Below are 22,923 nucleotides of genomic sequence, written 5' to 3'. Positions count from 1 at the left end.
CCTCCGTGCGGTGAAGATTCGACACCTCCACCACACACGGGGGCCTTCGCCATGATCAAGCCCGGCCAGTGTTAACAACGCTCGTGATCAATACATCTAGGGCCTGTCGTTTGGATCACGCCGCAGACGCGGGGTCTGGCACCGAGCAGAACAATCGCTTCCCTGCGACCTGATCCAAACGACAGACCCTAGCTGACGAACCTGCTGTGCCGTCCGCCGGCCGCCGACGCCGTGGTGCTGATGGCGGGCAGCACCACAGGCCGTCACTTCGACGTGTGGCGGTGCCGGGTCCACAGAGGCAGGACGAACCAGCACAGCAGGTACCAGCCGACCACGCCGGCGACGAGGTAGGGCACGAAGCCGTCGTGCGTCGCCACGCGCAGGATCAGCAGCAGTGAGGCGGTCATCGTGGCGAGCAGCAGCACGAGCCCGAGCAGGGTGAGCCGGGAGGCCAGCTGCACCGCCTGCGGTTTGACGCGCCGCCCGGAGACCAGGCGGTGCAGGGACACCGGCCCGATGAGCGCCCCGGTCGCGCACGCGCCGAGGACGACCGTCACGAGATAGATCCTCTGGTCCGTGTCGGTCAGGTCGCCGTACTTCTCGGTGAACACCACAGTGAGCAGAAAACCGAACAGGATCTGCACGCCCATCTGGGCCACGCGGACCTCCTGGATGAGCTCCTGCCACATCCGGTCCGCTCTCTCCTCCTCCGTCTCGTTGCGCCCCCGGCGCCTCGGCGCGCCCTCTGCCGTGTCCGTCACTGTTCCTCCCCGGTGCGAGACGAAAGGGCTTCTCTCACGCGGGTTCCCCGTAAGCGGCCGTCGTCCCCGTCCGCACGGCGGTTTGAGCGATCAGCGGACGGTTACACGGACGGCGACTGACGCACAGCCCGAGGAGGTCGTGGACGCATGTCCGGTACGCAGCTCACCGTCACGCTCAGCGGCGGGGGCGCCGACGACGCACGAGCGGTCGTCCGGGCCCTGGAAGGCACGTTCGGGGCGCCGGACGAGCTGCCCGCCGACGACAACGCGACGGTGCACATGGCGACCTTCGACGGCGGCACGGACGCGAGTCCCGCCGGGAGTGCCGGGGCGGGCGCCGAGCGCCTGTCCGCCCCGGTGACGGTCACGGTGCAGGGCGCCCCGGAGGCGGTGCGGCGGGCGAGCGACACGCTCGCCCGGTCCTTCACGGCACGCGACGACGGTGTCGCGTCCGGCGACCAGGAGCAGGAGAGGCAGCTGCTCCTGGTGCCGTGACGGGCCGGGCGGGGATGCGGGGCCCTGCCTACCAGCGGGATTCGACCTGGTCCTTGATCCGCCGGTCGTAGAGGTCGCGGATCGCCGTCAGTGTCTCGCCGGACAGCTGCGGGAGACGGGCGGCGGCCGCGTTGGCGCGGGCCTGCTCGGGCGAGCGGGCGCCGGGGATCACGGTGGTCACGCCGGGCTGGTCGATGATCCAGCGCAGGGCCAGCTGGGCCGGGGTGCAGCCCTCGGGGGCGAGCGCGGCGAACTCGGCGGCCGCCTCGACACCGGTGGCGTAGTCGACGCCGGAGAAGGTCTCGCCCACGTCGAAGGACTCGCCGTGCCGGTTGTAGGTGCGGTGGTCGTTCTCGGGGAAGACCGTGTCCCGCGTGTACTTGCCCGACAGCAGGCCGGAGGCGAGCGGGACGCGGGCGATGATGCCGACGCCGGCCTCGCGGGCGGCCGGGAGCACCTCGCGCAGGGGCTTCATGCGGAACGGGTTGAGGATGATCTGCACGCTCGCCACGTTCGGCCGGGCGATCGCGGTCAGCGCCTCGGCGCAGGTCTCGACGCTGACGCCGTACGCGGCGATCCGCTCCTCCTCGACCAGGGTGTCCAGGGCGTCGAACACCTCGTCCGTGGAGTAGACGGGCGTCGGCGGGCAGTGCAGCTGCACCAGGTCGATGCGGTCGACGCCGAGGTTGCGCCGGGAGCGGTCGTTCCAGGCGCGGAAGTTGTCGAGCACGTAGTTCTCGGGGATCTGGTCGACCCGGCGGCCCATCTTGGTGGCGACCAGCACGTGCAGGTCCGGCCTGCCGCCGAGGAACGCGGCGATGGTCTGCTCGCTGCGGCCGTCGCCGTACACGTCGGCGGTGTCGAAGAAGGTCACCCCGGCCTCGGCCGCCGCCTCGAGTACCGCGAGGGCTTCCCTGTCGTCGACGTCTCCCCAGTCGGCACCCAGCTGCCACGTACCGAGACCGACGACGGAAGCGTGCTGGGCCGACCTGTCGAATGTGCGCTCGTCCATGGGCGTCAGTCTGTCATCCGTCACGGCCGCGCGCGGACCGTCTCGCTCCTGGCCGTCACTCCCACCCGATTCACTCACACGAGTGAATAGATTCGACAGGGACGCGTCATGTGTCAACGGGCCTCTAGCGTGGCTCCACGTGACAACTGGCTCAGTGAGCAACTTCCCGTCGGACGAGGCGCGTTGGTCGCGCCGGGGTTTTCTCCTCACCGCGGCCGCGCTGGCCGCCGTGCCGGGGCTGCCGGCGGATCCGGCGGCAGCCGCGGCGCAGTTGCCGGACTTCCCCGCGGACGTCGCGCTGTACCGCTCGGCGTACCGGAACTGGGTCGGCGAGATCACCGCCGACGGCTTGTGGGCCTGTGCGCCGGGAAGCCCCGACCAGGTGGTCGACGTCGTCAACTGGGCCCGGCGGCACGGGTGGCGGGTGCGTGCCCGGGGCGCCTCGCACGGCTGGTCTCCCCTGACGGTGACGCAGGGCACGCCGTCCGGCGCACCCGTCCTCCTCGTCGACACCGCGCCTCACCTGACCGGCCTCGCCCTGGACTCGCCGGCCGCCGTGCGCGCCGGCACCGGCGTGACCATGGAGGCCCTGCTCACCTTCCTGGAGGAGCACGGCCTCGGTGTCACGGCGGCTCCCGCTCCCGGTGTCCTCACCCTGGGCGGCGCCCTGGCGATCGACGCGCACGGCGCCGCCGTTCCCGCGCGGGGCGAGCGGCACCTGCCGGGCCACACGTACGGCTCGCTGAGCAACCTGATCCTGTCCCTGACGGCCGTGGTGTGGGACTCCCGGGCCGGCGCGTACGCGCTGCGCACGTTCCACCGTGACGAGGCGGACTGCGCCGCACTGCTGACCCATCTCGGGCGGTCCCTGGTGACCGAGGTGGTGCTGCGGGTGGGCGCGAACACCAACCTGCGGTGCGTGAGCCGTACGGACATCCCGGCCGGCGAACTGTTCGCCGCGCCCGGTTCCGGGAACGGGCGCACGTTCGCGAGCTTCCTCGAGGAGGCCGGGCGTCTCGAGGCGATCTGGTTCGCCTTCACCGAGCACCCCTGGCTGAAGGTGTGGAGCGTCTCCCCCACCCGGCCGCTGACCTCACGGCACGTGACACGGCCGTACAACTACCCGTTCTCCGACAACGTCCCGACCCCGGTGGCGGAGCTGGTGGGCCGGATGACGTCGGAAGCGGCCTGGTACCTGGCGCCGGTGCTCGGCACCGCGCAGTACGACGCGGCCGCGCTCGGGCTGGTGGCGACGCTGTCCGGCGACATCTGGGGGCCGTCCAAGAACACGCTGCTGTATCTGAAGCCGACCACCCTGCGGGTCCACGCGAACGGCTACGCGGTCCTCACCTCGCGGGACCGTGTGCAGCGGGTCGTGGCCGAGTTCGCCGCGTTCTACCGGGAGCGGCTCGCGGCGTACGCGGCCCGGGGCAGCTTCCCCGTCAACGGGTCGGTGGAGATCCGGGTGACCGGACTGGACGACCCGGGCGACTCCGGGGTGGCCGGGGCCCGTCCGCCGCTGCTGTCCGCGCTCCGGCCGCGCGAGGACCGCCCCGAGTGGGACACGGCCGTGTGGCTGGACGTCCTGACGCTGCCGGGCACGCCGGACGCGGAGGCGTTCCTGCGCGAGATCGAGCGGTTCCTGCTGCGCGCGTACGACGGCGACTCCGCCCTGACCCGGGTGGAGTGGTCCAAGGGGTGGGCGTACACGGACGACGGGGTGTGGAGCGACGAGGAGGTGATGGGCTCGGTGGTGCCGACCGCGGTCGGTGCGGCCGAGTGGGCCGAGGCGGACGCGGTGCTGGACCGGCTGGATCCGCACCGCGTCTACGGCAACGCCTTCCTGGACCGGCTGTTCGGGCAGGGCGCCAAGGGCTGAGGCGCGCCTGCACGGCGGGCCCGTGACGCTCCGAGGGCGGAATGCATGCGCGGGCGTTTATTCCCGGGCGGCCAGCGCCCGCGCGTGCACGGTCCGCGCGACCTTCGGGCCCAGCCAGCGCTTGAACCGGCGCAGCGGCTCCAGCTGCCCGGCCGCCCGGTCGAGCCGGTAGTACAGCTGCGGCGGGACGTGGGGCAGCAGGGGCGAGTGCCGCTGGCCGAGCAGGGCGAACATCCGCTCCGGCGGCAGCCGCGTGTAGCGCGGGAGGTTCTCGTACCACTGGGCGCTGTAGCGGGCCGCGCTCTGCACGGGCAGGAGGGCCGCCTTGCGTTCCCGTTCGTAGCGGGCGAGGCCCTGTGGGAGTGCGGAGTGCTCGCGCAGCGCGGCGGCCAGGGCGATCGCGTCCTCCAGGGCGAGGGTGGTGCCGGCGCCGATGGAGTAGTGCGTGGTGTGGGCGCAGTCGCCGAGCAGGACGAGGTTGTCGCGGTACCAGGTGCGGTTCGTGAGGGTGCGGAAGGTCTGCCAGGGCGTGCCGCCGGTGCCGCCGAGCAGGGGATGGCCGTCCAGGACGCCGGCGAAGAGCCTCTCCAGCAGTGCCCGCCCGTCGCCCTCGCTCGCCCGGTCCAGCCCCAGTCCGGTCCAGGTCTCGGGTGCGCACTCGATGACGCAGGTGCTGCGGTCGGGGCCGTATCCGTAGCCGTAGCACCAGATCCAGCCGTGATCGGTCTCGACGAAGGCGAAGGTGAAGGCGTCGAAGACCTTCGTGGTGCCGAGCCAGACGTACGGGTTGCGCCCGGTCGTGACCTCCGTGCCGAAGTGTGCGGCGTGGCGGGTGCGCAGGGCGCTGCGGACACCGTCGGCCGCCACGACCAGGTCGGCGTCGGCCGGCAGGTCGTCGGCGGTGATCTCGCGCCCGTACTCCAGGCGCACGCCGAGCTCGCGGGCCCGGGCGGCGAGGATCTCCAGCAGCCGGTGGCGGCCGATGCCGTGCCCCTGGTCGCCGCTGTGTCTGGCCGTCAGGTCCCGGACGTGGGCGACGCCGTCACGCCAGCGGACGGAGTCGCCGTCGAGGGCGCGCGCCGACTCGGGGTCCTGCTCGTGGAGTCGGTCGTACAGTCCGCGCCAGTACGTCACGCCCCAGCCGTAGGTCGAGCCCTCCGGGTCGCGTTCGTGGACGGTGATGTCGTGGGACGGGTCCTGCCGCTTCAGCAGGATCGAGAGATACAGACCGGCGGGCCCGCCGCCGACACAGGCGACCTTCACGCACACCCCTGAGAATTACCGAGAGCTGTCTTGTGCGTACTCAGAGTAGCAGGACAAAAGCATCATCGGCCGAGCCACCAAATCGCGCCAGATTCACGGCGTGACGCGCACCACGGGCAGCGGACCGCACGGGGAGAAACATCCGCCACGACCCCCCTCGCGGGCGGAACTTTCCGCTCCATACCGCTCGAACAACCCCTCACAGCAAGATCATCTTGGTTCAATCTTGCACGACATAAGGGGAATTGCCCGAATCGCAGCCAACCGGCTCGCGTGGATTTCTCCCGGTACCGGACGGGCCGATAGGCATGCGGGGTCATCAGCCGAACGAACCCAGGAGGTCCGCATGCCGGAACTCAGCCGTCGCCGTGCGCTCACCGCCGCGGCCGTCGTCGCCGCGGCCGCGGGGCCATGGCCGGCAAGCGCCCCGGCCATGGCCGCCGGGCACCACGACTCCCACGGGACCTTCGACGAGGTCTACAAGGGCCGCCGGATACAGGGCCGTCCGGCCGCCGGCGCCGGTCACCACCACGGCGCGGGATACGCGGTGTTCGTCGACGGTGTGGAACTGCACGTGATGCCCAACGCCGACGGCACGTGGATCAGCGTCGTCAGCCACTACGACCCGGTGCCCACCCCGCGTGCAGCCGCCCGCGCCGCCGTGGACGAACTCCAGGGCGCGCCACTGCTGCCCTTCCCTGCCAACCGACCCGCCCCGAAAGGCATCTGGAGCACCCGCACATGACCGTCCGCAAGAACCAGTCCGCCCTGACCGCCGACGAGAAGCGGCGTTTCGTCGCCGCGCTCCTGGAGTTGAAGCGCAGCGGCCGCTACGACGAATTCGTCACGACGCACAACGCGTTCATCGTCTCCGACACCGACGACGGCGAGCGGACGGGACACCGCTCACCGTCCTTCCTGCCCTGGCACCGAAGATTCCTCCTGGAGTTCGAGCGGGCGTTGCAGTCGGTGGACGCGTCGGTGGCCCTGCCGTACTGGGACTGGACCGTCGACCGTTCGCCGCGCTCCTCGCTGTGGGCGCCCGACTTCCTCGGGGGCACCGGGCGCGAGCGGGACGGCCGGGTGACGGACGGACCGTTCTCCGCGTCCTCGGGGAACTGGCCGATCAACGTGCGGGTCGACGGCCGTACGTTCCTGCGGCGGTCCCTCGGTGCCGGGGGGCGTCAGCTGCCGTCGCCGGCCGAGGTCGAATCGGTGCTGTCGATACCCACGTACGACATGGCGCCCTGGAACAGCGCCTCGGACGGTTTCCGCAATCACCTCGAAGGGTGGCGGGGCGTCAATCTGCACAACCGCGTCCACGTCTGGGTCGGCGGGCAGATGGCCACCGGGGTGTCCCCCAACGACCCGGTGTTCTGGCTGCACCACGCGTACATCGACAAGCTGTGGGCCGAGTGGCAGCGGCGGCACCCCGGCTCCGGCTATCTGCCGGCCGCGGGCACGCCGAACGTGATCGACCTGCGCGAGACGATGAGGCCGTGGCACGACACGAGCCCGGCGGATCTGCTCGATCACACGGCGCACTACACGTTCGACGCCTGATGCCCAGGGGTGTTGCGGGCTGTCAGTGGCCGATGACGGCCAGGGCCCCGGCATCGGCGAGATGACGCTCGACTTCGACGCGATGGAACTGCCCTCGCAGCCGGGCCTGACCCTGACCGCCTATTCCGCCAAGCCCGCCACCCCGGCCCACGACGCGCTGCACCTGCTGGCCGCGTGGGCGTCCACCGAGGACGCGTCCGCTGCCGCCGACCGCGGCTGAACAGCGTGCGTTTTCGTTCACCGCGGGTCAGCCGACGCCTCGCTGCGCCGGCTGCGCACGGACACGATCGACCTCTTCTACCAGCACACGTGCGCCACGTCGGCAAGTTGAACGACCGCCTGTTCCCCCGACAGCTCAGCGGACACATAACCGGTTGCCTGTTGGTGATGGCAGTGGATCAATGTCGGCATGATGACCCACATGCGGACTGACGGATCAGCCGTCCGGATCGGCGCTCTCGTTCCGCTGACTCGGCCTGGCTGGGTCGAGGCAGGCCAACACCTGCTCGCCGGACTCGAGTCGGCCGTTCGGGACGTCAATGACGCCGGCGGGATCGTCGCAAGACCGCTCGAACTGGTGGTCCGAGACACCGCGGCTGATCCGCACAGAGCCGCGGCAGCCGTGGACGAACTGGCTCGCCTGGGTGTGGCTGCCCTGGCGGGGGAGTATCACAGCGTCGTCGCTCGCGCCGCCGCCGGCAGGGCCGACGTCCTCGGCCTGCCGTTCCTCTGCTCGTCAGCGGTTCTCGACGCGCTCACCGACCAGCCGACGGAATGGGTCGCGCGCCTCTCCCCGCCGCAGTCCCGCGGCTGGCAGGTCTACGCGGACTTCCTCCTCGGCGCGGGCCACAGCCGAATCGCCGTAGCAGCACAGAAGAGTGTCTACTGGGCCTCCGGGACCCGCATTCTCCGGGAGCACCTCGCTTCACGCGGCGGCACCGTCATCGAACTCGACATGAGCGCGCTCACCCCCACGGCCGTGTGCGACGAACTCGTCGACCATCGCGCGACAGCCCTCCTCCTTCTGGTCGGTCACCCTGAGCCGGCCGTGCCGATCGTCACGTCTGTCCGCCGCGACCAGCGCCTCGCCGAGATCATGATCGGTGCTCCGGCCGGGCAACCGGAGTTCGCCGAGTGGGCGACGTTGCTGGGCGACGACGGCGCCGCGATCCCGTTCCTGCGCTATCTGCCCGAGCGCCTCAGCCCACTCGGTGCACGAGTCGAGAAGGTCCTCCGCGAGCGGCTGGGCGAAGCGCCCTCGTTCGTCGCCTTCGAGGGCTATGACACGGTCGCCGTCCTCGCCGATGTGCTGCGTTCTCACGGCGTGGACCGGGGGCGCACCGCCGAATCCTGGCCGCGCGTCGCGGTCGAAGGCACCCGCGGGCAGATCCGGTTCTCCCGCACGCCGGGCATCAGCGTGTGGCAATGGGCCTCGGCGCCGGTCCAAGTCGTTGATCGGGATCCGGCGGAACCCGATCGCTTTCGGGTCCTCCATGCCGGCTGAGAGAGCAGAGAGGTCCGACTGCACTCCGCGTCCGTGCGGCCCGCGCCTCTCCGGTCAGACGGTCTCGGCCGTGCGGCACTCCGGGTGGCCCCAGCCGCTGTCGTTCTTGGCGATGGACTCACCGGCCGCGTAGGAGCGGCCGCACTGGCAGCGGCCGGGGAACTTGGCCTTGATGGTGCGCGAGGAGGCCTTCGCGGTGCGGGCCGAGCCGCCGCGCGACCGGGAGCGCGGGGCCTTGGCCGGGGCGTCCGGGGCGGGCGGCGGCTCGGGGGAGCCGAGGCCGCTGCCCGCGGGTTCCTGGACGGTGGCGGCCTGGCTGGCCGCGCGGTCGGCGAAGTCGTTGAGCCGGTCGCCGTCGACCTGGTGGGCGGGCACGTAGCGGAACTCGACCGAGCGGCCGTCCAGGAGCTCGTCGATGCGCACGACGAGGTCCTGGTTGGCGACCGGCTTCCCGCCGGACGTCTTCCAGCCGTTGCGCTTCCAGCCGGGCAGCCAGGTAGTGACGGCCTTCATCGCGTACTGCGAGTCCATCCGGATCTCGAGCGGCACGTCCGGGTCGGTGGCCGTCAGCAGGCGCTCCAGCGCGGTGAGTTCCGCGACGTTGTTGGTGGCCCTGCCGAGCGGCCCCGCCTCCCAGCGCACCGGGCTCTCGGAAGCGTCGGCGACGACCCAGGCCCAGCCCGCGGGCCCGGGATTTCCCTTCGAAGCCCCGTCACACGCGGCCACAACACGTTCAGGCATGGCCCCGATCATGCCATGGCCGCGTGGGCCGTCCGGCCGGAGGCCCTCAGCTCACGTCGGTCACCTTCGGCATCTCGCCCTCGGTCCTGGTGATGTCGATGACCGAGAAGTTGGCGCCCTGCGGATCACTGAGGGACGCGAACCGGCCGAACGGGGTGTCCATGGGCCCGAACCGCAGGACGCCGCCGAGCTTGGTGGCCTTCGCGACGGCGTCGTCGCAGTTCTCGACGGCGAAGTAGACGTTGATGTACGGCGGCACCTCGGGCGGGAAGTCGTCCGTCATCTTCATCCGGCCCAGCACGGTGCGGTCGCCGAGGTCGTAGAGCCGGAAGTCCATCTGCTCGTGCTCCATCTCCTTCTGCGTGTAGGAGAAGACGGCGGGGAAGAACGCGTCGGACTTCTCGGGCTCGCGGGTGAAGACCTCCGCCCACGTGTAGGCACCCGGTTCGGCCATCGTGTCGAAGCCCTCATGGGTGCCCGCCTGCCACATACCGAAGACGACACCGCCGGGGTCGCGGGCCAGGCACATGGTGCCGAAGTCGCCGACCTGCATCGGCTCCATCAGCACCTCGCCGCCGTTGTCCCGGATCCGGGCGGCGGTGGCGGCGGCGTCCCGGGCCGCGAAGTACAGGCACCACTGCGACTGGCCCTCCTGGCCCGGCCTGGGCGGGACGACGGCGGCGACCGCCTTGCCGTTCGCATACGCCTCGGTGTAGTTGCCGAACTCCGTCGACGCCTCGGCGAAGGTCCAGCCGAGGACGTCTCCGTAGAAGCTCTTGGCCCCTTCGAGGTCACTGAACATCGCGTCGGCCCAGCACGGGCTTCCTTCAGGTTGCACGGCCATGAGCGGCCCTCTCCGAATGGGTGGATAGTCCGTTTCCTCACGCTAATCACCGGTGGACCGGCCCGCGCGCCGAACGGGCGGTTCCGTCGCAGACTGGGCGAGGGGCTTCGGCAGGACGGGGAGCGGCGGCATGGCGGACGGGACGATGCGCGCGTGGTCGGTGGCACGGCCGGGCCCTCTCGAGGAGGGGTCCCTGCGGCTGGTCGGGAAACCGGTGCCGGTGCCCACGGACGACGAGCTGCTGGTGCGTGTGCGCGCCTGCGGTGTGTGCCGCACCGACCTGCACGTCGTCGAGGGTGACCTGCCCGTGCGCCGGGCAGGCGTCACGCCCGGTCACGAGGTCGTCGGAGTGGTGGCCGGGGCGGGCGCGGCGGTGAGCGGCTTCGCGGTGGGCGACCGGGTCGGCGTGGCCTGGCTGCGCCGCACCGACGGCGACTGCGCGTACTGCGCGCGCGGCGCCGAGAACCTGTGCCCCCGCTCCGAGTACACGGGCTGGTGCGCCGACGGCGGCTACGCGCAGTACACGACGGTGCCGGCGGCGTTCGCCTACCGGCTGCCGGACGGCGTGCCGGACGTGGCCCTGGCTCCCCTGCTGTGCGCGGGCATCATCGGCCACCGGGCGCTGCGGCGGGCCGGGCTGCCGCCCGGGGGACGGCTCGGGCTGTACGGCTTCGGGGGCAGCGCCCATCTGTGCGCGCAGGTGGCGCTCGCCGAGGGCGCCACCGTTCACGTCATGACGCGCGGTGCGGCCGCCCGGCGGCTGGCGCTGGAGCTGGGCGCGGCCTCCGCGCAGGACGCGTACGCCAAGCCGCCGGAGCCGCTGGACAGCGCGATCCTGTTCGCCCCCGCCGGCGAGCTGGTCCCGGTCGCCCTGCGCGCCCTGGACCGCGGCGGTGTCCTGGCCATCGCCGGCATCCACCTCACCGACACGCCTCCCCTGCACTACGAGACCGAGCTCTTCTACGAGAAGCAAGTGCGCAGCGTCGCCTCCAACACACGCGAGGACGGCCGCGAGTTCCTGACCCTCGCGGCGAGGTACGGCATACGCGCGACCACCCATCCGTATCCGCTGTCGAGGGCCGTGGAGGCGCTCACGGATCTCAAGGCCGGGCGGTTCGACGGGGCGGCGGTGCTGGTGAACGACTTGTCGTGAAGCTCCGCGAGCGGGCCGACCGTGGCCGACGCGTGTCTTCCCCCGGGGGTCCGGCTGTGCTTGCCTGGTGAGCCGTTTCACCGGCCCGGGGCGGGAGTTGCCGTATGCGCAGACCGTGGATCGTAGGTGTGCTGGTGGCGGGGTTGCTGCTCGGTGCGTGCGGCGATCCGTCGTCCGGGCCCGAGACTCCCCCGCCGTCCGCTCCGGAGGCGTCCGCGACCACGCACCAGCGTGCCCCGGCCTCCCCCAGCGCCCGGACCCCCGTGAAGGCGCCCACCGTGCTGTACCTCGGCGACTCGCTGGCCATGGAGAACCAGCAGGTCCTCGGCCAGGAGCTGCGCCGGGACCTGCGCGCGAAGTACACGAGCGCGCCCTACTCGGGCACCACCCTGTGCGACTACCTGGAGGGCACGGCCGAGCGGTCCCTCGTACCGGCCCGGGACAAGGCGGCCGCCCTGGTTCGGTCGCTGCGTCCGGACTTCGTGGTGCTGCAGTTCTGGGGCAACGCCTGGGACTTCACCTGGTGCATGGACGGGATCACGTACGACGGTGCGCGACAGCGGTACTTCAAGCGGTACGAGGCCGACGCGCGCAGGCTCGTCGAGCAGGTCGCGACGGCCGGCGGCTCCCACCGGCCGCGGATCGTGTGGGTGCTCCAGGGCCCGGATCCGATCACGCCCGACCGGGTGCGCCAGGTGAACGGACTGTACGAACGGCTGGCCGCCACGTCGGGCGGCATCGTCGCCGACGCCGGGAAGACGGTGAGTCCGGGCTCGAGCCGCTACACCTGGACGCAGTACCTCCCGTGCACCGCCTTCGAGCGTGCCCACCCCGACTACTGCACTCAGCCGTCGCGCGACCGGACGGCCCTGCACCGGGACGACGACTACCTGCACTTCTGCCTGGCCCCCACGACGTCCACGCCGAAGCCCTGCCCGGTCCGCTCCCCCGGCATCCTGCGCATCGCCCGGGAGATCACGAAAACCATTCGGCAGTCGGCGAGTTGACCGCTCGAATGGCGGCATGTGCGCGGTGCGAACGCATGAGGACGAAGTGGACATCGACGTCTCGCTCGTCGACCGGATGATCGCGGGACGGTTCCCGCGGTGGGCAGGACTGCCCCTGCGGCACCTGGAGTCCTCCGGAACGGAGAACGCCATGTTCCGCCTCGGCACGGACAAGGTCGTACGGCTCCCCCGGCATCCCCGCGCCGTCGACGCCATCACGCACGAACTGCGCCGGCTGCCCCGGCCGGCACCCGGGCTGCCCGCCGCCGCGCCCGAACCCCTCGGGCGGGGTGAGCCCGGCGAGGACTTCCCTTGGCCCTGGGCGGTGTACGGCTGGCTGGACGGTCGCAATCCGGTGCCCGGCACGCTGGAGGAACCCCGGCTGCTCGCCGAGGACCTGGGGGCGTACGTCACCGCCCTGCGCCGGATCGACGCGGCCGAGGGCCCGATAGGGTACCGGGGTGTGCCGCTGGTGACCCGGGACCGGTTCATGCGTGAGGCGCTCGCGCAGCTGGCGGGGCGGATCGACACCGCTGCGGTGACGGACCTGTGGGAACAGGCCCTGCGCGCCCCGGAGTACGCCGGGCCGCCTGTAAGGGCGCACGGCGATCTGATGGCCGGGAAACTGCTGGTCAGGGACGGACGGCTGACCGGCGTGATCGACTACGGCACGGTGGGGGTGGGCGATCGTGCCGTCGACCTGATCAGCGCCTGGTGTCTGCTGCCCGCCGAGGTCCGCGGCGTCTTCCGCGCGGCTGTGGGCGCGGAAGACGCCGAGTGGGCGCGAGGCCGGGGCTGGGCCCTGTCGATCGCGGTCATCGCGCTGCCGTACTACTGGGAGACGAACCCACCGGTCGCGGCGAACTCGCGGCATGTGATCGGGGAGATCGTGGCCGAGTCCCGCTAGGGGCAGAAGGGTTCCTGCCCCTGTCCGGGGAGCGCGTCATTCGCCCGCGTACGCCTTGTCCAGGGTGGCGATGTCGAACTTGCTCATGGCCATGAACGCCTGGGTCACGCGGGCCGCCTTCGCCGGGTCCGGGTCGGTGATCATGTCGTCGAGCCGGTCGGGGACGACCTGCCAGGACACGCCGTACCGGTCCTTGAGCCAGCCGCAGGGGCCGGGCTCGCCGCCGTTCTCGGTGAGCTTGGTCCAGTAGTAGTCGATCTCCTCCTGGTTCTCGCAGAAGATCATGAAGGAGACCGCCTCGGTGAACTTGAACTGGGGGCCGCCGTTGAGTCCGAGGAACTTGTGGCCGTTGGCCGTGAACTCGACGGTCATCACACTACCGGCCGGCTGGAACGCTCCCTCGGGGTAGCGGGCGATCTTTCCGACGCTGGAGTTCTTGAAGACCGAGACGTAGAAGTGGGCAGCCTCCTCGGCCTGGCCGTCGAACCAGAGACACGTGGTGAAACCGTCGGATGCCATGAGTACCTCCCGGAGCGGTGGATCGCTGTCATCTGTGTCGACCGGTCCACACCGGGAAACTCATCGGCCGGGCGGGTGATTATTTCGGTGGGGCGGCCTCGAGGCCCGCGCCTGGCATCGCGGTCATGACGACGTCCTCACCCGCGGACAGCGGCATCCGGCCCTTTCGCCTCGCCATACCCAGAAGCGACCTCGACGACCTCCACGACCGGCTCGACCGGACCCGCTGGCCCGACGAGCTGCCCGGCACGGGATGGGCGTACGGCGTGCCGGCGGCGTATCTGCGGGAGCTGGTCCGGTACTGGCGACACGCGTACGACTGGCGGGCCGCCGAGGCGCGGCTGAACGACTGGCCGCAGTTCACGACCACGATCGACGGCGCGACCGTCCACTTCGCCCACGTCCGGTCCCCCGAGCCGGACGCCACCCCGCTGATCATCACCCAGGGCTGACCCGGCTCGATCGTGGAGTTCCTCGACGTGGTCCGTCCCCTGGCCGATCCCGCCGCGCACGGGGGTGATCCGGCCGAGGCGTTCCACGTGGTGGTGCCGAGCGTCCCGGGGTTCGGGCTGTCCGGGCCGACCCGGGAGACGGGCTGGGAGGCGGGCTGAGAGGCGGGCCGGGTCGCCGACGCGTGGGCCGAGCTGATGCGGTGGCTCGGCTATGAGCGGTTCGGCGCGCAGGGCGGCGACTGGGGCGCGGCGATCTCCCGCGAACTGGGGCGGGCCCATCCCGACCGTGTGATCGGCGTGCATCTCAATCTGCTGCCGGGCGGCCAGCAGGCCACCGAGCCGACGTCGGAGGAACTGGACGCGCTCGGCCCCGAGGAGCGGGAGCGCACCCTCACCTCGTGGCGGCGCTGGCGCGACTGGTCCGGCGAGGGCACGGGGTACGCCGTGCTCCAGTCGACCCGGCCGCAGACCCTGACGTACGCGCTCGTGGACTCGCCCGTCGGTCAACTCGCCTGGATCGTCGAGAAGTTCCGGGAGTGGACGGACCCGGAGGAGCTGCCGGAGGAGGCGGTCGACCGGGACCGGCTGCTCACCAACGTGATGCTGTACTGGCTGACCGGGACGGCGGGTTCGCCCGCCCGGACCTACTACGAGCGGGCGCACGCCACCGGCCGCGCCGCCCGGCCCGCCGAGCCGTCCGCCGCGCCGACGGCACTCGCCCTCTGTTCGACCGCGGCGGGCACTTCGCGGCGATGGAGGAGCCCGACCTGCTGGTCGGTGATGTGCGGGCCTTTTCCGGGAGTTGCGCGAGAAGGGCTGAGAGCTGCCGTAGGAGGGGCGCTCTGCCGGGAGCGGATCTGCCGAGGGCAGAGAAACGGTCTGCGAGCATCGTCCGAGGTCAAGAGTGGAGTCGACGGCACGTCCGCGGCAGGTCCGCGGCACGTCCGCCGGACCTTCTGCCACGACGAGGAGAACCGATGACTCCACTCACGACACTCGCCCCGCGGGCGGAGGAGGGCGACACCCCTCCGACCCGGTTCGACGACCATCTGGCCGCCCAGCTGCTCGCGCAGCGCATCGTGCTACTGGGCACGCAGGTGGACGAGGTCTCCGCGAACCGGGTCTGCGCCCAGTTGCTGGTCCTGTCCGCGGAGGACCCGCGCACCGACATCAGCCTGTACATCAACAGCCCCGGCGGCTCGGTGCACGCGGGCCTGGCGATCTACGACACGATGCGGCTGATCCCCAACGACGTCTCCACCCTGGCCATGGGCTTCGCCGCCAGCATGGGCCAGTTCCTGCTCTGCGTCGGCACGCCGGGCAAGCGCTACGCCCTGCCGAACGCGCGCGTGATGATGCATCAGCCGTCGGGGGGCATCGGCGGCACCACCGCCGACATCGAGATCCAGGCGGAGAACCTGGAGTTCACCAAGCGGACCATCGAGCGGATCACCGCCGAGCACACCGGGCAGACCCCGGAGACCATCTCCCGGGACGGCGACCGGGACCGCTGGTTCACGGCCGAGGAGGCCAGGGAGTACGGCATGGTGGACCGGGTCCTGGAGTCCCTCGCGGACATCCGCCCGGCGGCCACCCGGCGCAGGATGGGGCTCCAGTGATGGGTACGTACACGATTCCGAACGTCGTCGAGCGCACCCCCCAGGGCGAGCGGTCCTACGACGTGTTCAGCCGGCTGCTGTCCGAGCGGATCATCTTCCTCGGAACCGAGATCGACGACGGCGTCGCCAACGTCGTCATCGCACAGCTCCTCCACCTGGAGTCGTCGTCCCCGGAGAGCGAGATCTCGATCTACCTCAACTCCCCCGGCGGCTCCTTCACTTCGCTCATGGCCATCTACGACACCATGACGTACGTGCAGGCGCCGATCTCGACGTTCTGCGTCGGTCAGGCGGCCTCCACGGCGGCCGTGCTGCTGGCCGGCGGGGACACAGGGCGGCGGTTCGTGCTGGAGCACGCCCGCGTGCTGCTCGGGCAGCCGGCCACGGGCGGCGCGCGCGGCACGGCGTCCGACCTGTCGCTCCAGGCCAAGGAGATGGTGCGGATCCGCTCCCAGGTGGAGGAGGTGCTGTCCCGGCACACCCACCACGACGTGGCGACCCTGCGGGGCGACATGGACCGCGACAAGGTGTTCACCGCGCAGGAGGCGGTGGGCTACGGGCTGGCCGACGAGGTGCTCAGCCGGCGCCCCGTGCGGGTCTGAGGCGCCGCCCGGCCACCGGTTCAGGCGGCCATGCACAGTCCCTCGGACGACGAGGGGGACGCCCCGCGGCGGCTGCCGACCGGGTAGCGCGAGGTGACGCGGGTCAGTTCGCCCTGCGCCCTCGACAGCAGGTCGCCGAGGCTCAGTCCGAGGGCGTGGGCGGCGGCCGCGAGGACCTCCGAGGAGGCCTCCTTGCGGCCGCGCTCCACCTCCGACAGGTACGGCATGGAGATCCGCGCCTCGTCGGCGACGTCCTTCAACGTGCGCTCCTGTGCGAGACGTTCACGCCGCAGGACGTCACCGACCAGGTCACGCCACAGGGGCTCCTTCGGGGCGGGAGCCGGCGGCACCTGGCGTGGCGCAGCGGTGGCCGGACGGGCGGCCTGGGGGCGCGCGCCGGGCGGGCGAAGGGGGATGACGCGGGCTTCGTTCGGCACGTGGTTGCTCACTTCTCCAGCCTAGGAGTCGTGCTCGTCAGGGGAAGGGTCCGGCATTCCGCCCTGGGTGGAATCGCCGAACGGGCCGGTCGCCAGGCGGCGTTGGGAGACCGTGACTCCGCCCGGCGGTCCGTCTGCTACTGCCCCACGCGCCCGTCGATCCGCTCGCGCAGGAAGTCCGCGTGGCCGTTGTGCCGTGCGTACTCCTCGATCATGTGCACCAGCACTTCCCGCAGCGTGATCGTCTCGTCGTCGACCGTGCCCGTGACCTCCAGGCTCGGCGCCTCGGCCACCAGACGTTCCGCGAACGCGATCTCGCCCCGCCAGGCGGCCCAGGCCGCGGCGACGGTCCCCGGGTCGGGCACGGCACCGGTGAAGTCGGCGTTGGGCTCGTCCTGGGTGCGGTAGGGGCGGGGTACGTCCTGCCCGGCCATGACACGGCGGAACCAGGTGTGCTCCATCTCGGCCAGATGACGTACGAGTCCCAGCAGCGACAGGTCGGACGGCGGTACGGAACGGCGGGCCATGGCCTCGGCGTCCAGTCCGGCGCACTTCAGCTCCAGCGTCAGCCGCTGGTCGCGCAGGTATCCGACGAGGGTGTCGTGCTCCCCCGTGTAGCCGCTGTCGCTGCGCGGATCGTCGTCCGGGTGGACGAACATGTCCCACCAGCCGAAATTCCGCTCGTGCGGCGCGGATTCCGCCTGCTCGGTGTCGGTCATGGGGATGAGCATCGGCGGCCCGGGCCGCCGCACGCCACCGATTTTCCACCGCTCGGCAGATCGACGGGCATGTGTGGCACCTATCCGGGTACCCGCAACTCGGAAGGACCCAGGCAGATGTCCGCCGTGACGTTCATGGGAGAGGTAATGGAGACCGCCGTGATCCGGTCGCAGGCACAGGTCGTCGAAGAGAACGCGGAGGCCGGCACGGGTGACGGAGCACTGCCGGGAGTCGTGGACCCGCGGTCCGTGGCTCCGCGGGACGCCAGGGAGCTGTCCCGCCAGTTCTTCCAGCGCCTGACGGAACTCGAAGAGGGCACGCACGAGTACCAGTACGCGCGCAACACGCTGATCGAGATGAACATGTCGCTCGTGCGATTCGCGGCCGGCCGGTTCCGGGGCCGCGGCGACGACATGGAGGACATCGTCCAGACCGGCATGATCGGCCTGATCAAGGCCATCGACCGGTTCGAGCTGTCGCGCGAGGTCGAGTTCACCTCCTTCGCGCTGCCGTACATCGTCGGTGAGATCAAGCGGTTCTTCCGGGACACGACGTGGGCGGTGCACGTGCCGCGGCGGCTCCAGGAGCTGCGGGTGGAGCTGGCCAAGGCCCGCGAGGAACTCGCCAGCCGGCTGGACCGCGAACCCACGGTCACCGAGCTGGCCACGCTGATGAACATCTCCGAGAAGGAGGTTGTCGAGGGGCAGATCGCCGCCAACGGCTACAACTCGTCGTCGCTGGACGCCGCACTCACCGGCGACGGCCCGGAGGGCGGCGAGGCGGTCCTGGCCGACTTCATCGGCGTCGAGGAGGACGGGCTGCGGCTCGTCGAGGACTTCCACTCGCTCGCCCCGCTGATGGCGGAGCTGAGCGAGCGTGACCGGCAGATCCTCCACATGCGGTTCGTGGAGGAGGCCACACAGGCGGAGATCGGGGAGCGGCTGGGCTGCTCGCAGATGCACGTCTCCCGCCTGATCAAGCGGATCATCACGCGACTGCGCGAGGGCATGCTGGGCTGCGCCTGACGCGGCCGGCGGACCAGCGGGTGCCGTCCCCACGTGCGGGAGTGGGACGGCACCCGCCACTGTGTCGGCTCCGTAGGTCCGGGACTCAGGACTCAGGACGGCTCAGCCGTCGGTTTCGCCGCTGAGCGGCAGCACGGCGCGTACCCGTTTGCCCACCGGCACCCGCTCCATGCTGACCTGCTCCGCGAGCGCGTGGACGATCTCCAGGCCGTGCCGCCCGACGCGCTCGGGGTTGCGCGGGAAGATGCGGGGAAGTGCGGAGCTGCTGTCGTAGACCGACACCGTCACCGAGGTGTCCGTGCCGACCAGTTCCAGGATGTACGGACCGTTGCTGTGCCGGTCGGCGTTGGTGACCAGCTCGCTCACGACGAGCTGCACCGCGCCGTCCGTCCGGTTGTCGATGCGCGCGCACCACTCGGTCCTGAGCTGCTCGAGGAAGAGCGCGGCGAAGGATCGCGCCTCGGCGATGCATCCCTGCTCGCCCGTGTAGTGTGCCGCCCGCATCAGCGGTTCCACGGGCACGTCGAAACCAGTCGGTATCACTGCCCCGTCCAGGTGGTCGATCATTCTTTTCTCTCTGGGAAGCCGGGCTGGCCGGACGCTCTGCACAGTGCTCGTACCCCGAGCCGGGCTTCGCAGTCCTGACAGGTCTGCGGCCCGTCCGGTGCCCTGGGCATTGTCCCCTGTCCGTGGGGCACCCGGTAGCAATCGGGACCGGCCGAGGGCGGCCGGTCCGGATCGCCGGACGGTCATCGCGGTACGGCGCCGGCCCGGTGGGGAGGTCGAGCGATGAACGAGCTGATGGCGGCACGGAGCCTGACGACCCTGCCGGTGGTCACCCTGGGCGGCGACGCCGTCGCCCAGGTCAAGCACACCGTCTTCGACATCGCCGCCGGGCGGGTCACCGGCTTCACGCTGAGCGGCCGGGGACTGCTGTCGGGTCCGCTGAAGCAGCGCCTGCCCTGGACGGCCGTGCACTCGCTGGGCCATGACGCGGTCATGATCGTCGACGCCGGTGCCCTGGCGGACACGTCCGTCGTGGTGGCACGCCGGGAGGCCCACGAGGGCCGGGTGGTGCACGCGAAGGTGCTGACCGACGAGGGCGCCGAGGTCGGGACAGTGCTCGACGTGGTCGTCGAGGGCGGCACCAGCGGCCGGGTCGTGGGCTTCCGGATCGCCGCGGGCAAAGCGCTGGTGCAGGGCTCCGGGCGCCACCGGCACCGGGTGTACGTGCCGCGCGGCGAGACGCTCGTGGTCACCGGCCGGGGGCTGGTGATCCCGGCGGACGCCATCCACTACGTGGCCGACGACCTGCCGGCCTTCGCCGCCCGGGTCGGCGCCTTCCGCGAGGGACGGAAGGGGACGCCGCCATGATGCTGTTCTCGCAGGCGCGGGGGCTGCCGGTGCTGACGCTGGCCGAGGCGGACGAGATCGGCGTCGTGAAGTCCCTGACGGTCGACGCCCCGTCCGGTGTGGTCACCCATGTCCGGGTGCGCGGCCGGTACTCCCGCAAGGAGTCCGTCCTGCCCTGGGGCGCCCTGCACGCCGTCGGCCCGGACGCCGTGCTCGTCCGCACGGCCGCCGCCCCGTCCGAGGTGCCGCCGCACCACGAGCTGCCGGGCCTGAGGATCCTCACCGAGACGGGCACCGAGCTCGGCAGGGTCCAGGACGTCGTGTTCGAACCGGAGACCGGCCGCATCGAGGCGTTCCGCACCGCGCACGGCGACCTGCCGGCCGATCACATGCTCGGCCTCGGCGACTACGCCCTGGTGGTCCGTGCCTGGTGAGCCGGGCCGGGTCAGGAGGCCGGGGGCTGGTCCGTCGTGCCGTTCCCGGTGTCGTTCCCGGGCGGAGGCTGCGGCGGCTCCGATGTCGGCGGCTCACTCGTCGGCGGCTCCGGCGACGTCTCGGGATCCGACGTCGGCGGTTCGCTCGTGGGAGGCTCCGAGGAGGTCGGGTCGGACGGTGACGTCGGCGTGGTGACGCTCACCGACGGGGAGGGCTTGTCGGGCTTCTCGGTCTTGCGGTCCTTCGTGCCGGTGTCGCCCTTTTGGCGCTCGAACCACTCGCCGTCGGGCTCGCACACGACGAAGGCGTCGACCGGCTTCGGAGCGGGCGTGACCGCCACGACGTTCGACGGCTTGTATCCCGGCCACGCGTCGCCGGTCATCTTGGGCGCGGTCTGCTGGGCGACCGGCGCGGACAGCGGGTTGCCGCACGCGCAGCGCACCCGGGGCACGCCGCGGTCGTCGACGAGGACGGCCGTGCCGGACTGGAGAACGGCCTGGTAGCTGGTGGCCCTGCCGTCCTGGTAACCGTGGTTGGTGACACGGGTGTCCATGCGCAGCACCACGGGCGTGAGCGAGCGCAGGTAGGCGGGAACGTCGGGCGGATCGACTCGGGCGACGGAGGCGAACGCCCGCTGCTTCTCCGGAGCACCCTTGAAGTACGTGATCTGCTTCTCCACGTCACAGCTGGCCACCTTGCGGGTGCCGCCGTACAGGCCGGGCGCGCCGCCCTGTACGCCCTGGACGGCGTTCTGCGTGGCCAACTCGGTGGGCGAGGGCGACACCGGTGAGGCCGAGCTCTCCTTCGCCGTGGACTCGGTGAACGGGTCCGGGCCGGTGTCGGCCGCCGGCTGCAGGAAGACCTCGCCCTCGGACGTGCTGGTACCGCCGTCGGACGCGCCGGTGCCGCCGCCGTCGGGCCGGGTGAACACCACGGCCAGGATCACGGCGGCCACGACGGCGGTGGCGATCAGCGCGACGCGGGGTACCGACCCCCACCACGGTCGGCGGGGCTCCGGCGCCTGCCCTCCCCCACTCGGCGGCTCGGAGGGCGGCCCGCCCCCCGACGGCGGCTGGGAGGGACCCGACAGCGGGCCCGAGGGAGGTCCTGTGGGGCGGCCGGACGACGGCGGTTCGACGCTCACGAGCTCTTCTTCCCGCGTGGGTTCTCTGCGGCCTTGTCACACCAGATGGTGATTGATCCTGATGTATTCCGCTTTTTCCACTACGAATTCATTGTGTGCTCCGGTCCCGTACGGCTCGCAAGCCGACGCGGACGGACCTCCCGACGGGCATGAGGCGCGGGTGCTGCTTAGCGTGGCAGCGTGAGTTCGCGCACCTCCTCCGGCCAGGCACGTACCTCCGGCGAGCGGGCCGTCGCCCGGCACGGCTGGGCGCATGCCCTCGTCACGGTGCTCGGCGGGCTGCTCGCCATGGCGGTGGTGTCCGCTCTGGGTCTGTGGGCGGCCGGGGCGGCGGATCTCCCGGACGGCTCGTTCGCACCGGTCGTCGCGGCGACCGTGGTCACCGCCGTCGGGGGCGCCGTGAAGCTCTCCGGGAGCGCCGGAGACCTCGCCGACACGCAGGCGGGCCTGACCGCCATCCCGCTGTCCGTCACGCTGACCGGGGCGCTGGTGATCGCCTGGGGTTTCCTGCGGCCCCTGCGGCACCGCGCGGTCGCCGGTGCCGCGGAGCTGGCCGGCTGGGCCGCCAGGATCGCGACCCTGTGGCTGCTCGCGCTGATCGGCCTAACGCTCGCCGCCCGCCACACGTTCGACATCTCCCTCGGGAACGACGCGCTGGGCGAACTCGGCGATCTGTTCGGCGTCTCGCCGAAAATCGGCTTCACCACCGACGTTCCGCTGTCCGTGTTCGTCGGCGTGGTGTGGCTCGCCGGTGTGCTGGTGCTGGCCCTGCTGGTGTCGCGCGGCGCCCCGTTGCCGGCCGGGCTGCTGCGCTTCCAGACATCGGTGCGGCCTGCCGCGTACGCGATGGTCGCGCTGCTGCTCGCCTACGTGGTCATCGGCGTGGTCGTCGCCCTGATCGTCGCGGCGACCAGGGGGCACGCGGCGGAGACGTTCGCCGTGATCCTGCTCGGCATGCCCAACCTGGTGTGGCTGGCGCTGACGATCGGCCTCGGCGCCACCTGGAACGGCCGGGTGGAGGGGCCGTTCGGGCTGCCCATGCCGCATGTGCTCGACGAGGTGCTGCGCACCCCGGACATCTCCGAGCTGAACCTGCGGACGCTCTCCGAGCACGACGGCAGGGTGTGGTGGCTGCTGGTCGTCGACGTGCTGTTGCTGATCGCCGCCGCGTTCGTGATGGCGGCCCGCTCGCCGGCCCGGGTACGGGCCTGGCAGCACGCCGTGCACATGGCCCTCGCGCTCGTGCTCACGGTGTTCATGATCTGCCTGGTCGGGCGCATCTCCGCGCACTACGGCCTGTCCGTGCTCGGCATCGGCGACCTGGGCGGCGGCCTCGCGGGTGAGCTGTTCCTCAGACCCCGACTGTGGGGAGCCGTGGGTCTGGCCGTCCCTTGGGGGCTGGTGACCGGGTTCGCCGGGGCGCTGCTGGCGCGGCACGTACGGCGGCGGGGTGAGGTGCGCGCCGAGAAGGCAGGCTGACCCGGCACA

24 protein-coding genes and 2 pseudogenes are annotated in these 22,923 nt (G+C 71.5%); 16 read left to right on the top strand and 10 right to left on the bottom strand.

Features of this window, described 5'->3' with window-relative positions:
- Positions 1–263: 263 nt before the first annotated feature.
- A complete protein-coding gene (locus ACIBNA_RS25485; protein ID WP_399167431.1) occupies positions 264–761 on the bottom strand; it encodes a DUF6328 family protein in 498 nt (165 codons plus the stop codon).
- Positions 762–908: 147 nt separating this feature from the next.
- Between ACIBNA_RS25485 and ACIBNA_RS25480 the strand changes: the two genes are divergently transcribed.
- Positions 909–1,256: a hypothetical protein gene (locus ACIBNA_RS25480; protein WP_399167430.1), complete on the top strand. Its 348-nt coding sequence runs from the start codon at positions 909–911 to the stop codon at positions 1,254–1,256.
- Between the two features lie 28 nt (positions 1,257–1,284).
- Here ACIBNA_RS25480 and ACIBNA_RS25475 read toward each other — a convergent pair whose 3' ends face one another.
- Positions 1,285–2,268, bottom strand: a complete 984-nt coding sequence (locus ACIBNA_RS25475; protein WP_399167429.1) for an aldo/keto reductase — start codon at positions 2,266–2,268, stop codon at positions 1,285–1,287.
- A 154-nt stretch (positions 2,269–2,422) separates the two neighbouring features.
- Between ACIBNA_RS25475 and ACIBNA_RS25470 the strand changes: the two genes are divergently transcribed.
- Positions 2,423–4,147, top strand: a complete 1,725-nt coding sequence (locus ACIBNA_RS25470) for a cholesterol oxidase substrate-binding domain-containing protein (RefSeq protein ID WP_399167428.1) — start codon at positions 2,423–2,425, stop codon at positions 4,145–4,147.
- A gap of 57 nt (positions 4,148–4,204) precedes the next feature.
- On the opposite strand, the gene ACIBNA_RS25465 is transcribed toward ACIBNA_RS25470, so the two are convergent.
- Entirely contained in the window at positions 4,205–5,416 is a 1,212-nt protein-coding gene (locus ACIBNA_RS25465) for an FAD-dependent monooxygenase (RefSeq protein ID WP_399167427.1), read from the bottom strand.
- Between the two features lie 340 nt (positions 5,417–5,756).
- Between ACIBNA_RS25465 and ACIBNA_RS25460 the strand changes: the two genes are divergently transcribed.
- From ACIBNA_RS25460 to ACIBNA_RS25445, 4 genes and pseudogenes are all read left to right on the top strand, one after another.
- A complete protein-coding gene (locus ACIBNA_RS25460) occupies positions 5,757–6,155 on the top strand; it encodes a tyrosinase cofactor (protein ID WP_399167426.1) in 399 nt (132 codons plus the stop codon).
- Positions 6,152–6,973, top strand: coding sequence for a tyrosinase family protein (locus ACIBNA_RS25455; protein WP_399167425.1), 822 nt, complete (start codon positions 6,152–6,154; stop codon positions 6,971–6,973). The genes ACIBNA_RS25460 and ACIBNA_RS25455 overlap by 4 nt, the downstream gene beginning before the upstream one ends.
- A 46-nt stretch (positions 6,974–7,019) precedes the next feature.
- A pseudogene (locus ACIBNA_RS25450) lies at positions 7,020–7,193 on the top strand (transcriptional regulator); the annotation flags it as partial.
- Positions 7,194–7,382: 189 nt separating this feature from the next.
- The gene (locus ACIBNA_RS25445) at positions 7,383–8,477 is read left to right on the top strand and encodes an ABC transporter substrate-binding protein (RefSeq protein ID WP_399167424.1); all 1,095 of its coding nucleotides are present in this window, start codon (positions 7,383–7,385) and stop codon (positions 8,475–8,477) included.
- A 54-nt stretch (positions 8,478–8,531) separates the two neighbouring features.
- On the opposite strand, the gene ACIBNA_RS25440 is transcribed toward ACIBNA_RS25445, so the two are convergent.
- Positions 8,532–9,230 (bottom strand): ribonuclease H, encoded by a 699-nt coding sequence (locus ACIBNA_RS25440; RefSeq protein ID WP_399167423.1) that lies wholly within the window; start codon positions 9,228–9,230, stop codon positions 8,532–8,534.
- A gap of 34 nt (positions 9,231–9,264) precedes the next feature.
- Positions 9,265–10,062: a VOC family protein gene (locus ACIBNA_RS25435; RefSeq protein WP_399167422.1), complete on the bottom strand. Its 798-nt coding sequence runs from the start codon at positions 10,060–10,062 to the stop codon at positions 9,265–9,267.
- A gap of 145 nt (positions 10,063–10,207) precedes the next feature.
- Here ACIBNA_RS25435 and ACIBNA_RS25430 point away from each other — a divergent pair, with 145 nt between their 5' ends.
- The 3 genes from ACIBNA_RS25430 (at position 10,208) to ACIBNA_RS25420 (ending at position 13,129) form a co-directional block, all read left to right on the top strand.
- Positions 10,208–11,215, top strand: a complete 1,008-nt coding sequence (locus ACIBNA_RS25430; protein WP_399167439.1) for a zinc-binding alcohol dehydrogenase family protein — start codon at positions 10,208–10,210, stop codon at positions 11,213–11,215.
- Positions 11,216–11,319: 104 nt separating this feature from the next.
- Positions 11,320–12,222 (top strand): SGNH/GDSL hydrolase family protein, encoded by a 903-nt coding sequence (locus ACIBNA_RS25425; RefSeq protein ID WP_399167421.1) that lies wholly within the window; start codon positions 11,320–11,322, stop codon positions 12,220–12,222.
- A 16-nt stretch (positions 12,223–12,238) separates the two neighbouring features.
- Positions 12,239–13,129 carry an aminoglycoside phosphotransferase family protein gene (locus tag ACIBNA_RS25420; RefSeq protein WP_399167420.1) on the top strand — a complete coding sequence of 297 codons (891 nt, stop codon included), beginning with the start codon at positions 12,239–12,241 and terminating at the stop codon, positions 13,127–13,129.
- A gap of 36 nt (positions 13,130–13,165) precedes the next feature.
- Here ACIBNA_RS25420 and ACIBNA_RS25415 read toward each other — a convergent pair whose 3' ends face one another.
- Positions 13,166–13,648 carry a VOC family protein gene (locus ACIBNA_RS25415; RefSeq protein WP_399167419.1) on the bottom strand — a complete coding sequence of 161 codons (483 nt, stop codon included), beginning with the start codon at positions 13,646–13,648 and terminating at the stop codon, positions 13,166–13,168.
- 125 nt (positions 13,649–13,773) lie between these two features.
- Between ACIBNA_RS25415 and ACIBNA_RS25410 the strand changes: the two are divergent.
- From ACIBNA_RS25410 to ACIBNA_RS25400, 3 genes and pseudogenes are all read left to right on the top strand, one after another.
- Positions 13,774–14,920: pseudogene (locus ACIBNA_RS25410) on the top strand (epoxide hydrolase family protein).
- A gap of 157 nt (positions 14,921–15,077) precedes the next feature.
- On the top strand, positions 15,078–15,719 hold the full coding sequence (locus ACIBNA_RS25405) for an ATP-dependent Clp protease proteolytic subunit (RefSeq protein WP_399167418.1): 642 nt from the start codon (positions 15,078–15,080) through the stop codon (positions 15,717–15,719).
- Complete coding sequence (locus tag ACIBNA_RS25400; protein ID WP_399167417.1) at positions 15,719–16,321, top strand: ClpP family protease; 603 nt, start codon at positions 15,719–15,721, stop codon at positions 16,319–16,321. The genes ACIBNA_RS25405 and ACIBNA_RS25400 overlap by 1 nt, the downstream gene beginning before the upstream one ends.
- A gap of 20 nt (positions 16,322–16,341) precedes the next feature.
- On the opposite strand, the gene ACIBNA_RS25395 is transcribed toward ACIBNA_RS25400, so the two are convergent.
- Positions 16,342–16,770, bottom strand: coding sequence for a helix-turn-helix domain-containing protein (locus ACIBNA_RS25395; RefSeq protein WP_399167416.1), 429 nt, complete (start codon positions 16,768–16,770; stop codon positions 16,342–16,344).
- 125 nt (positions 16,771–16,895) lie between these two features.
- On the bottom strand, positions 16,896–17,477 hold the full coding sequence (locus tag ACIBNA_RS25390; RefSeq protein ID WP_399167415.1) for a DinB family protein: 582 nt from the start codon (positions 17,475–17,477) through the stop codon (positions 16,896–16,898).
- 147 nt (positions 17,478–17,624) lie between these two features.
- Here ACIBNA_RS25390 and ACIBNA_RS25385 point away from each other — a divergent pair, with 147 nt between their 5' ends.
- Entirely contained in the window at positions 17,625–18,503 is an 879-nt protein-coding gene (locus ACIBNA_RS25385; protein WP_399167438.1) for an RNA polymerase sigma factor SigF, read from the top strand.
- Positions 18,504–18,605: 102 nt separating this feature from the next.
- On the opposite strand, the gene ACIBNA_RS25380 is transcribed toward ACIBNA_RS25385, so the two are convergent.
- The gene (locus ACIBNA_RS25380; RefSeq protein WP_399167414.1) at positions 18,606–19,070 is read right to left on the bottom strand and encodes an ATP-binding protein; all 465 of its coding nucleotides are present in this window, start codon (positions 19,068–19,070) and stop codon (positions 18,606–18,608) included.
- 222 nt (positions 19,071–19,292) lie between these two features.
- Here ACIBNA_RS25380 and ACIBNA_RS25375 point away from each other — a divergent pair, with 222 nt between their 5' ends.
- Complete coding sequence (locus ACIBNA_RS25375) at positions 19,293–19,877, top strand: PRC-barrel domain-containing protein (protein ID WP_399167413.1); 585 nt, start codon at positions 19,293–19,295, stop codon at positions 19,875–19,877.
- Positions 19,874–20,290, top strand: coding sequence for a PRC-barrel domain-containing protein (locus ACIBNA_RS25370; protein WP_399167412.1), 417 nt, complete (start codon positions 19,874–19,876; stop codon positions 20,288–20,290). Before ACIBNA_RS25375 ends, ACIBNA_RS25370 begins: the two co-directional genes overlap by 4 nt.
- Positions 20,291–20,301: 11 nt before the next feature.
- Here the strand turns inward: ACIBNA_RS25370 and ACIBNA_RS25365 are convergent, their stop codons facing one another.
- Positions 20,302–21,435, bottom strand: a complete 1,134-nt coding sequence (locus ACIBNA_RS25365) for a DUF6777 domain-containing protein (RefSeq protein WP_399167411.1) — start codon at positions 21,433–21,435, stop codon at positions 20,302–20,304.
- Between the two features lie 180 nt (positions 21,436–21,615).
- Between ACIBNA_RS25365 and ACIBNA_RS25360 the strand changes: the two genes are divergently transcribed.
- Positions 21,616–22,914 (top strand): streptophobe family protein, encoded by a 1,299-nt coding sequence (locus ACIBNA_RS25360; RefSeq protein WP_399167410.1) that lies wholly within the window; start codon positions 21,616–21,618, stop codon positions 22,912–22,914.
- Positions 22,915–22,923 lie beyond the last annotated feature (9 nt).

The organism is Streptomyces sp. NPDC050164, from assembly GCF_044459945.1.
GTDB lineage: Bacteria > Actinomycetota > Actinomycetes > Streptomycetales > Streptomycetaceae > Streptomyces > Streptomyces coeruleorubidus_A.
The sequence above is the reverse complement of the archived record's forward strand: the minus strand, read 5'-3'. Positions and strand labels throughout refer to the sequence as shown.

Coding starts and splice junctions, on each gene's coding strand:
- ACIBNA_RS25480 (WP_399167430.1), top strand. CDS start 909: ATGTCCGGTACGCAGCTCACCGTCACGCTCAGCGGCGGGGGCGCCGAC.
- ACIBNA_RS25475 (WP_399167429.1), bottom strand. CDS start 2,268: ATGGACGAGCGCACATTCGACAGGTCGGCCCAGCACGCTTCCGTCGTC.
- ACIBNA_RS25460 (WP_399167426.1), top strand. CDS start 5,757: ATGCCGGAACTCAGCCGTCGCCGTGCGCTCACCGCCGCGGCCGTCGTC.
- ACIBNA_RS25455 (WP_399167425.1), top strand. CDS start 6,152: ATGACCGTCCGCAAGAACCAGTCCGCCCTGACCGCCGACGAGAAGCGG.
- ACIBNA_RS25445 (WP_399167424.1), top strand. CDS start 7,383: ATGATGACCCACATGCGGACTGACGGATCAGCCGTCCGGATCGGCGCT.
- ACIBNA_RS25440 (WP_399167423.1), bottom strand. CDS start 9,230: ATGATCGGGGCCATGCCTGAACGTGTTGTGGCCGCGTGTGACGGGGCT.
- ACIBNA_RS25435 (WP_399167422.1), bottom strand. CDS start 10,062: ATGGCCGTGCAACCTGAAGGAAGCCCGTGCTGGGCCGACGCGATGTTC.
- ACIBNA_RS25430 (WP_399167439.1), top strand. CDS start 10,208: ATGCGCGCGTGGTCGGTGGCACGGCCGGGCCCTCTCGAGGAGGGGTCC.
- ACIBNA_RS25425 (WP_399167421.1), top strand. CDS start 11,320: ATGCGCAGACCGTGGATCGTAGGTGTGCTGGTGGCGGGGTTGCTGCTC.
- ACIBNA_RS25420 (WP_399167420.1), top strand. CDS start 12,239: ATGTGCGCGGTGCGAACGCATGAGGACGAAGTGGACATCGACGTCTCG.
- ACIBNA_RS25415 (WP_399167419.1), bottom strand. CDS start 13,648: ATGGCATCCGACGGTTTCACCACGTGTCTCTGGTTCGACGGCCAGGCC.
- ACIBNA_RS25405 (WP_399167418.1), top strand. CDS start 15,078: ATGACTCCACTCACGACACTCGCCCCGCGGGCGGAGGAGGGCGACACC.
- ACIBNA_RS25400 (WP_399167417.1), top strand. CDS start 15,719: ATGGGTACGTACACGATTCCGAACGTCGTCGAGCGCACCCCCCAGGGC.
- ACIBNA_RS25390 (WP_399167415.1), bottom strand. CDS start 17,477: ATGACCGACACCGAGCAGGCGGAATCCGCGCCGCACGAGCGGAATTTC.
- ACIBNA_RS25385 (WP_399167438.1), top strand. CDS start 17,625: ATGGAGACCGCCGTGATCCGGTCGCAGGCACAGGTCGTCGAAGAGAAC.
- ACIBNA_RS25380 (WP_399167414.1), bottom strand. CDS start 19,070: ATGATCGACCACCTGGACGGGGCAGTGATACCGACTGGTTTCGACGTG.
- ACIBNA_RS25375 (WP_399167413.1), top strand. CDS start 19,293: ATGAACGAGCTGATGGCGGCACGGAGCCTGACGACCCTGCCGGTGGTC.
- ACIBNA_RS25370 (WP_399167412.1), top strand. CDS start 19,874: ATGATGCTGTTCTCGCAGGCGCGGGGGCTGCCGGTGCTGACGCTGGCC.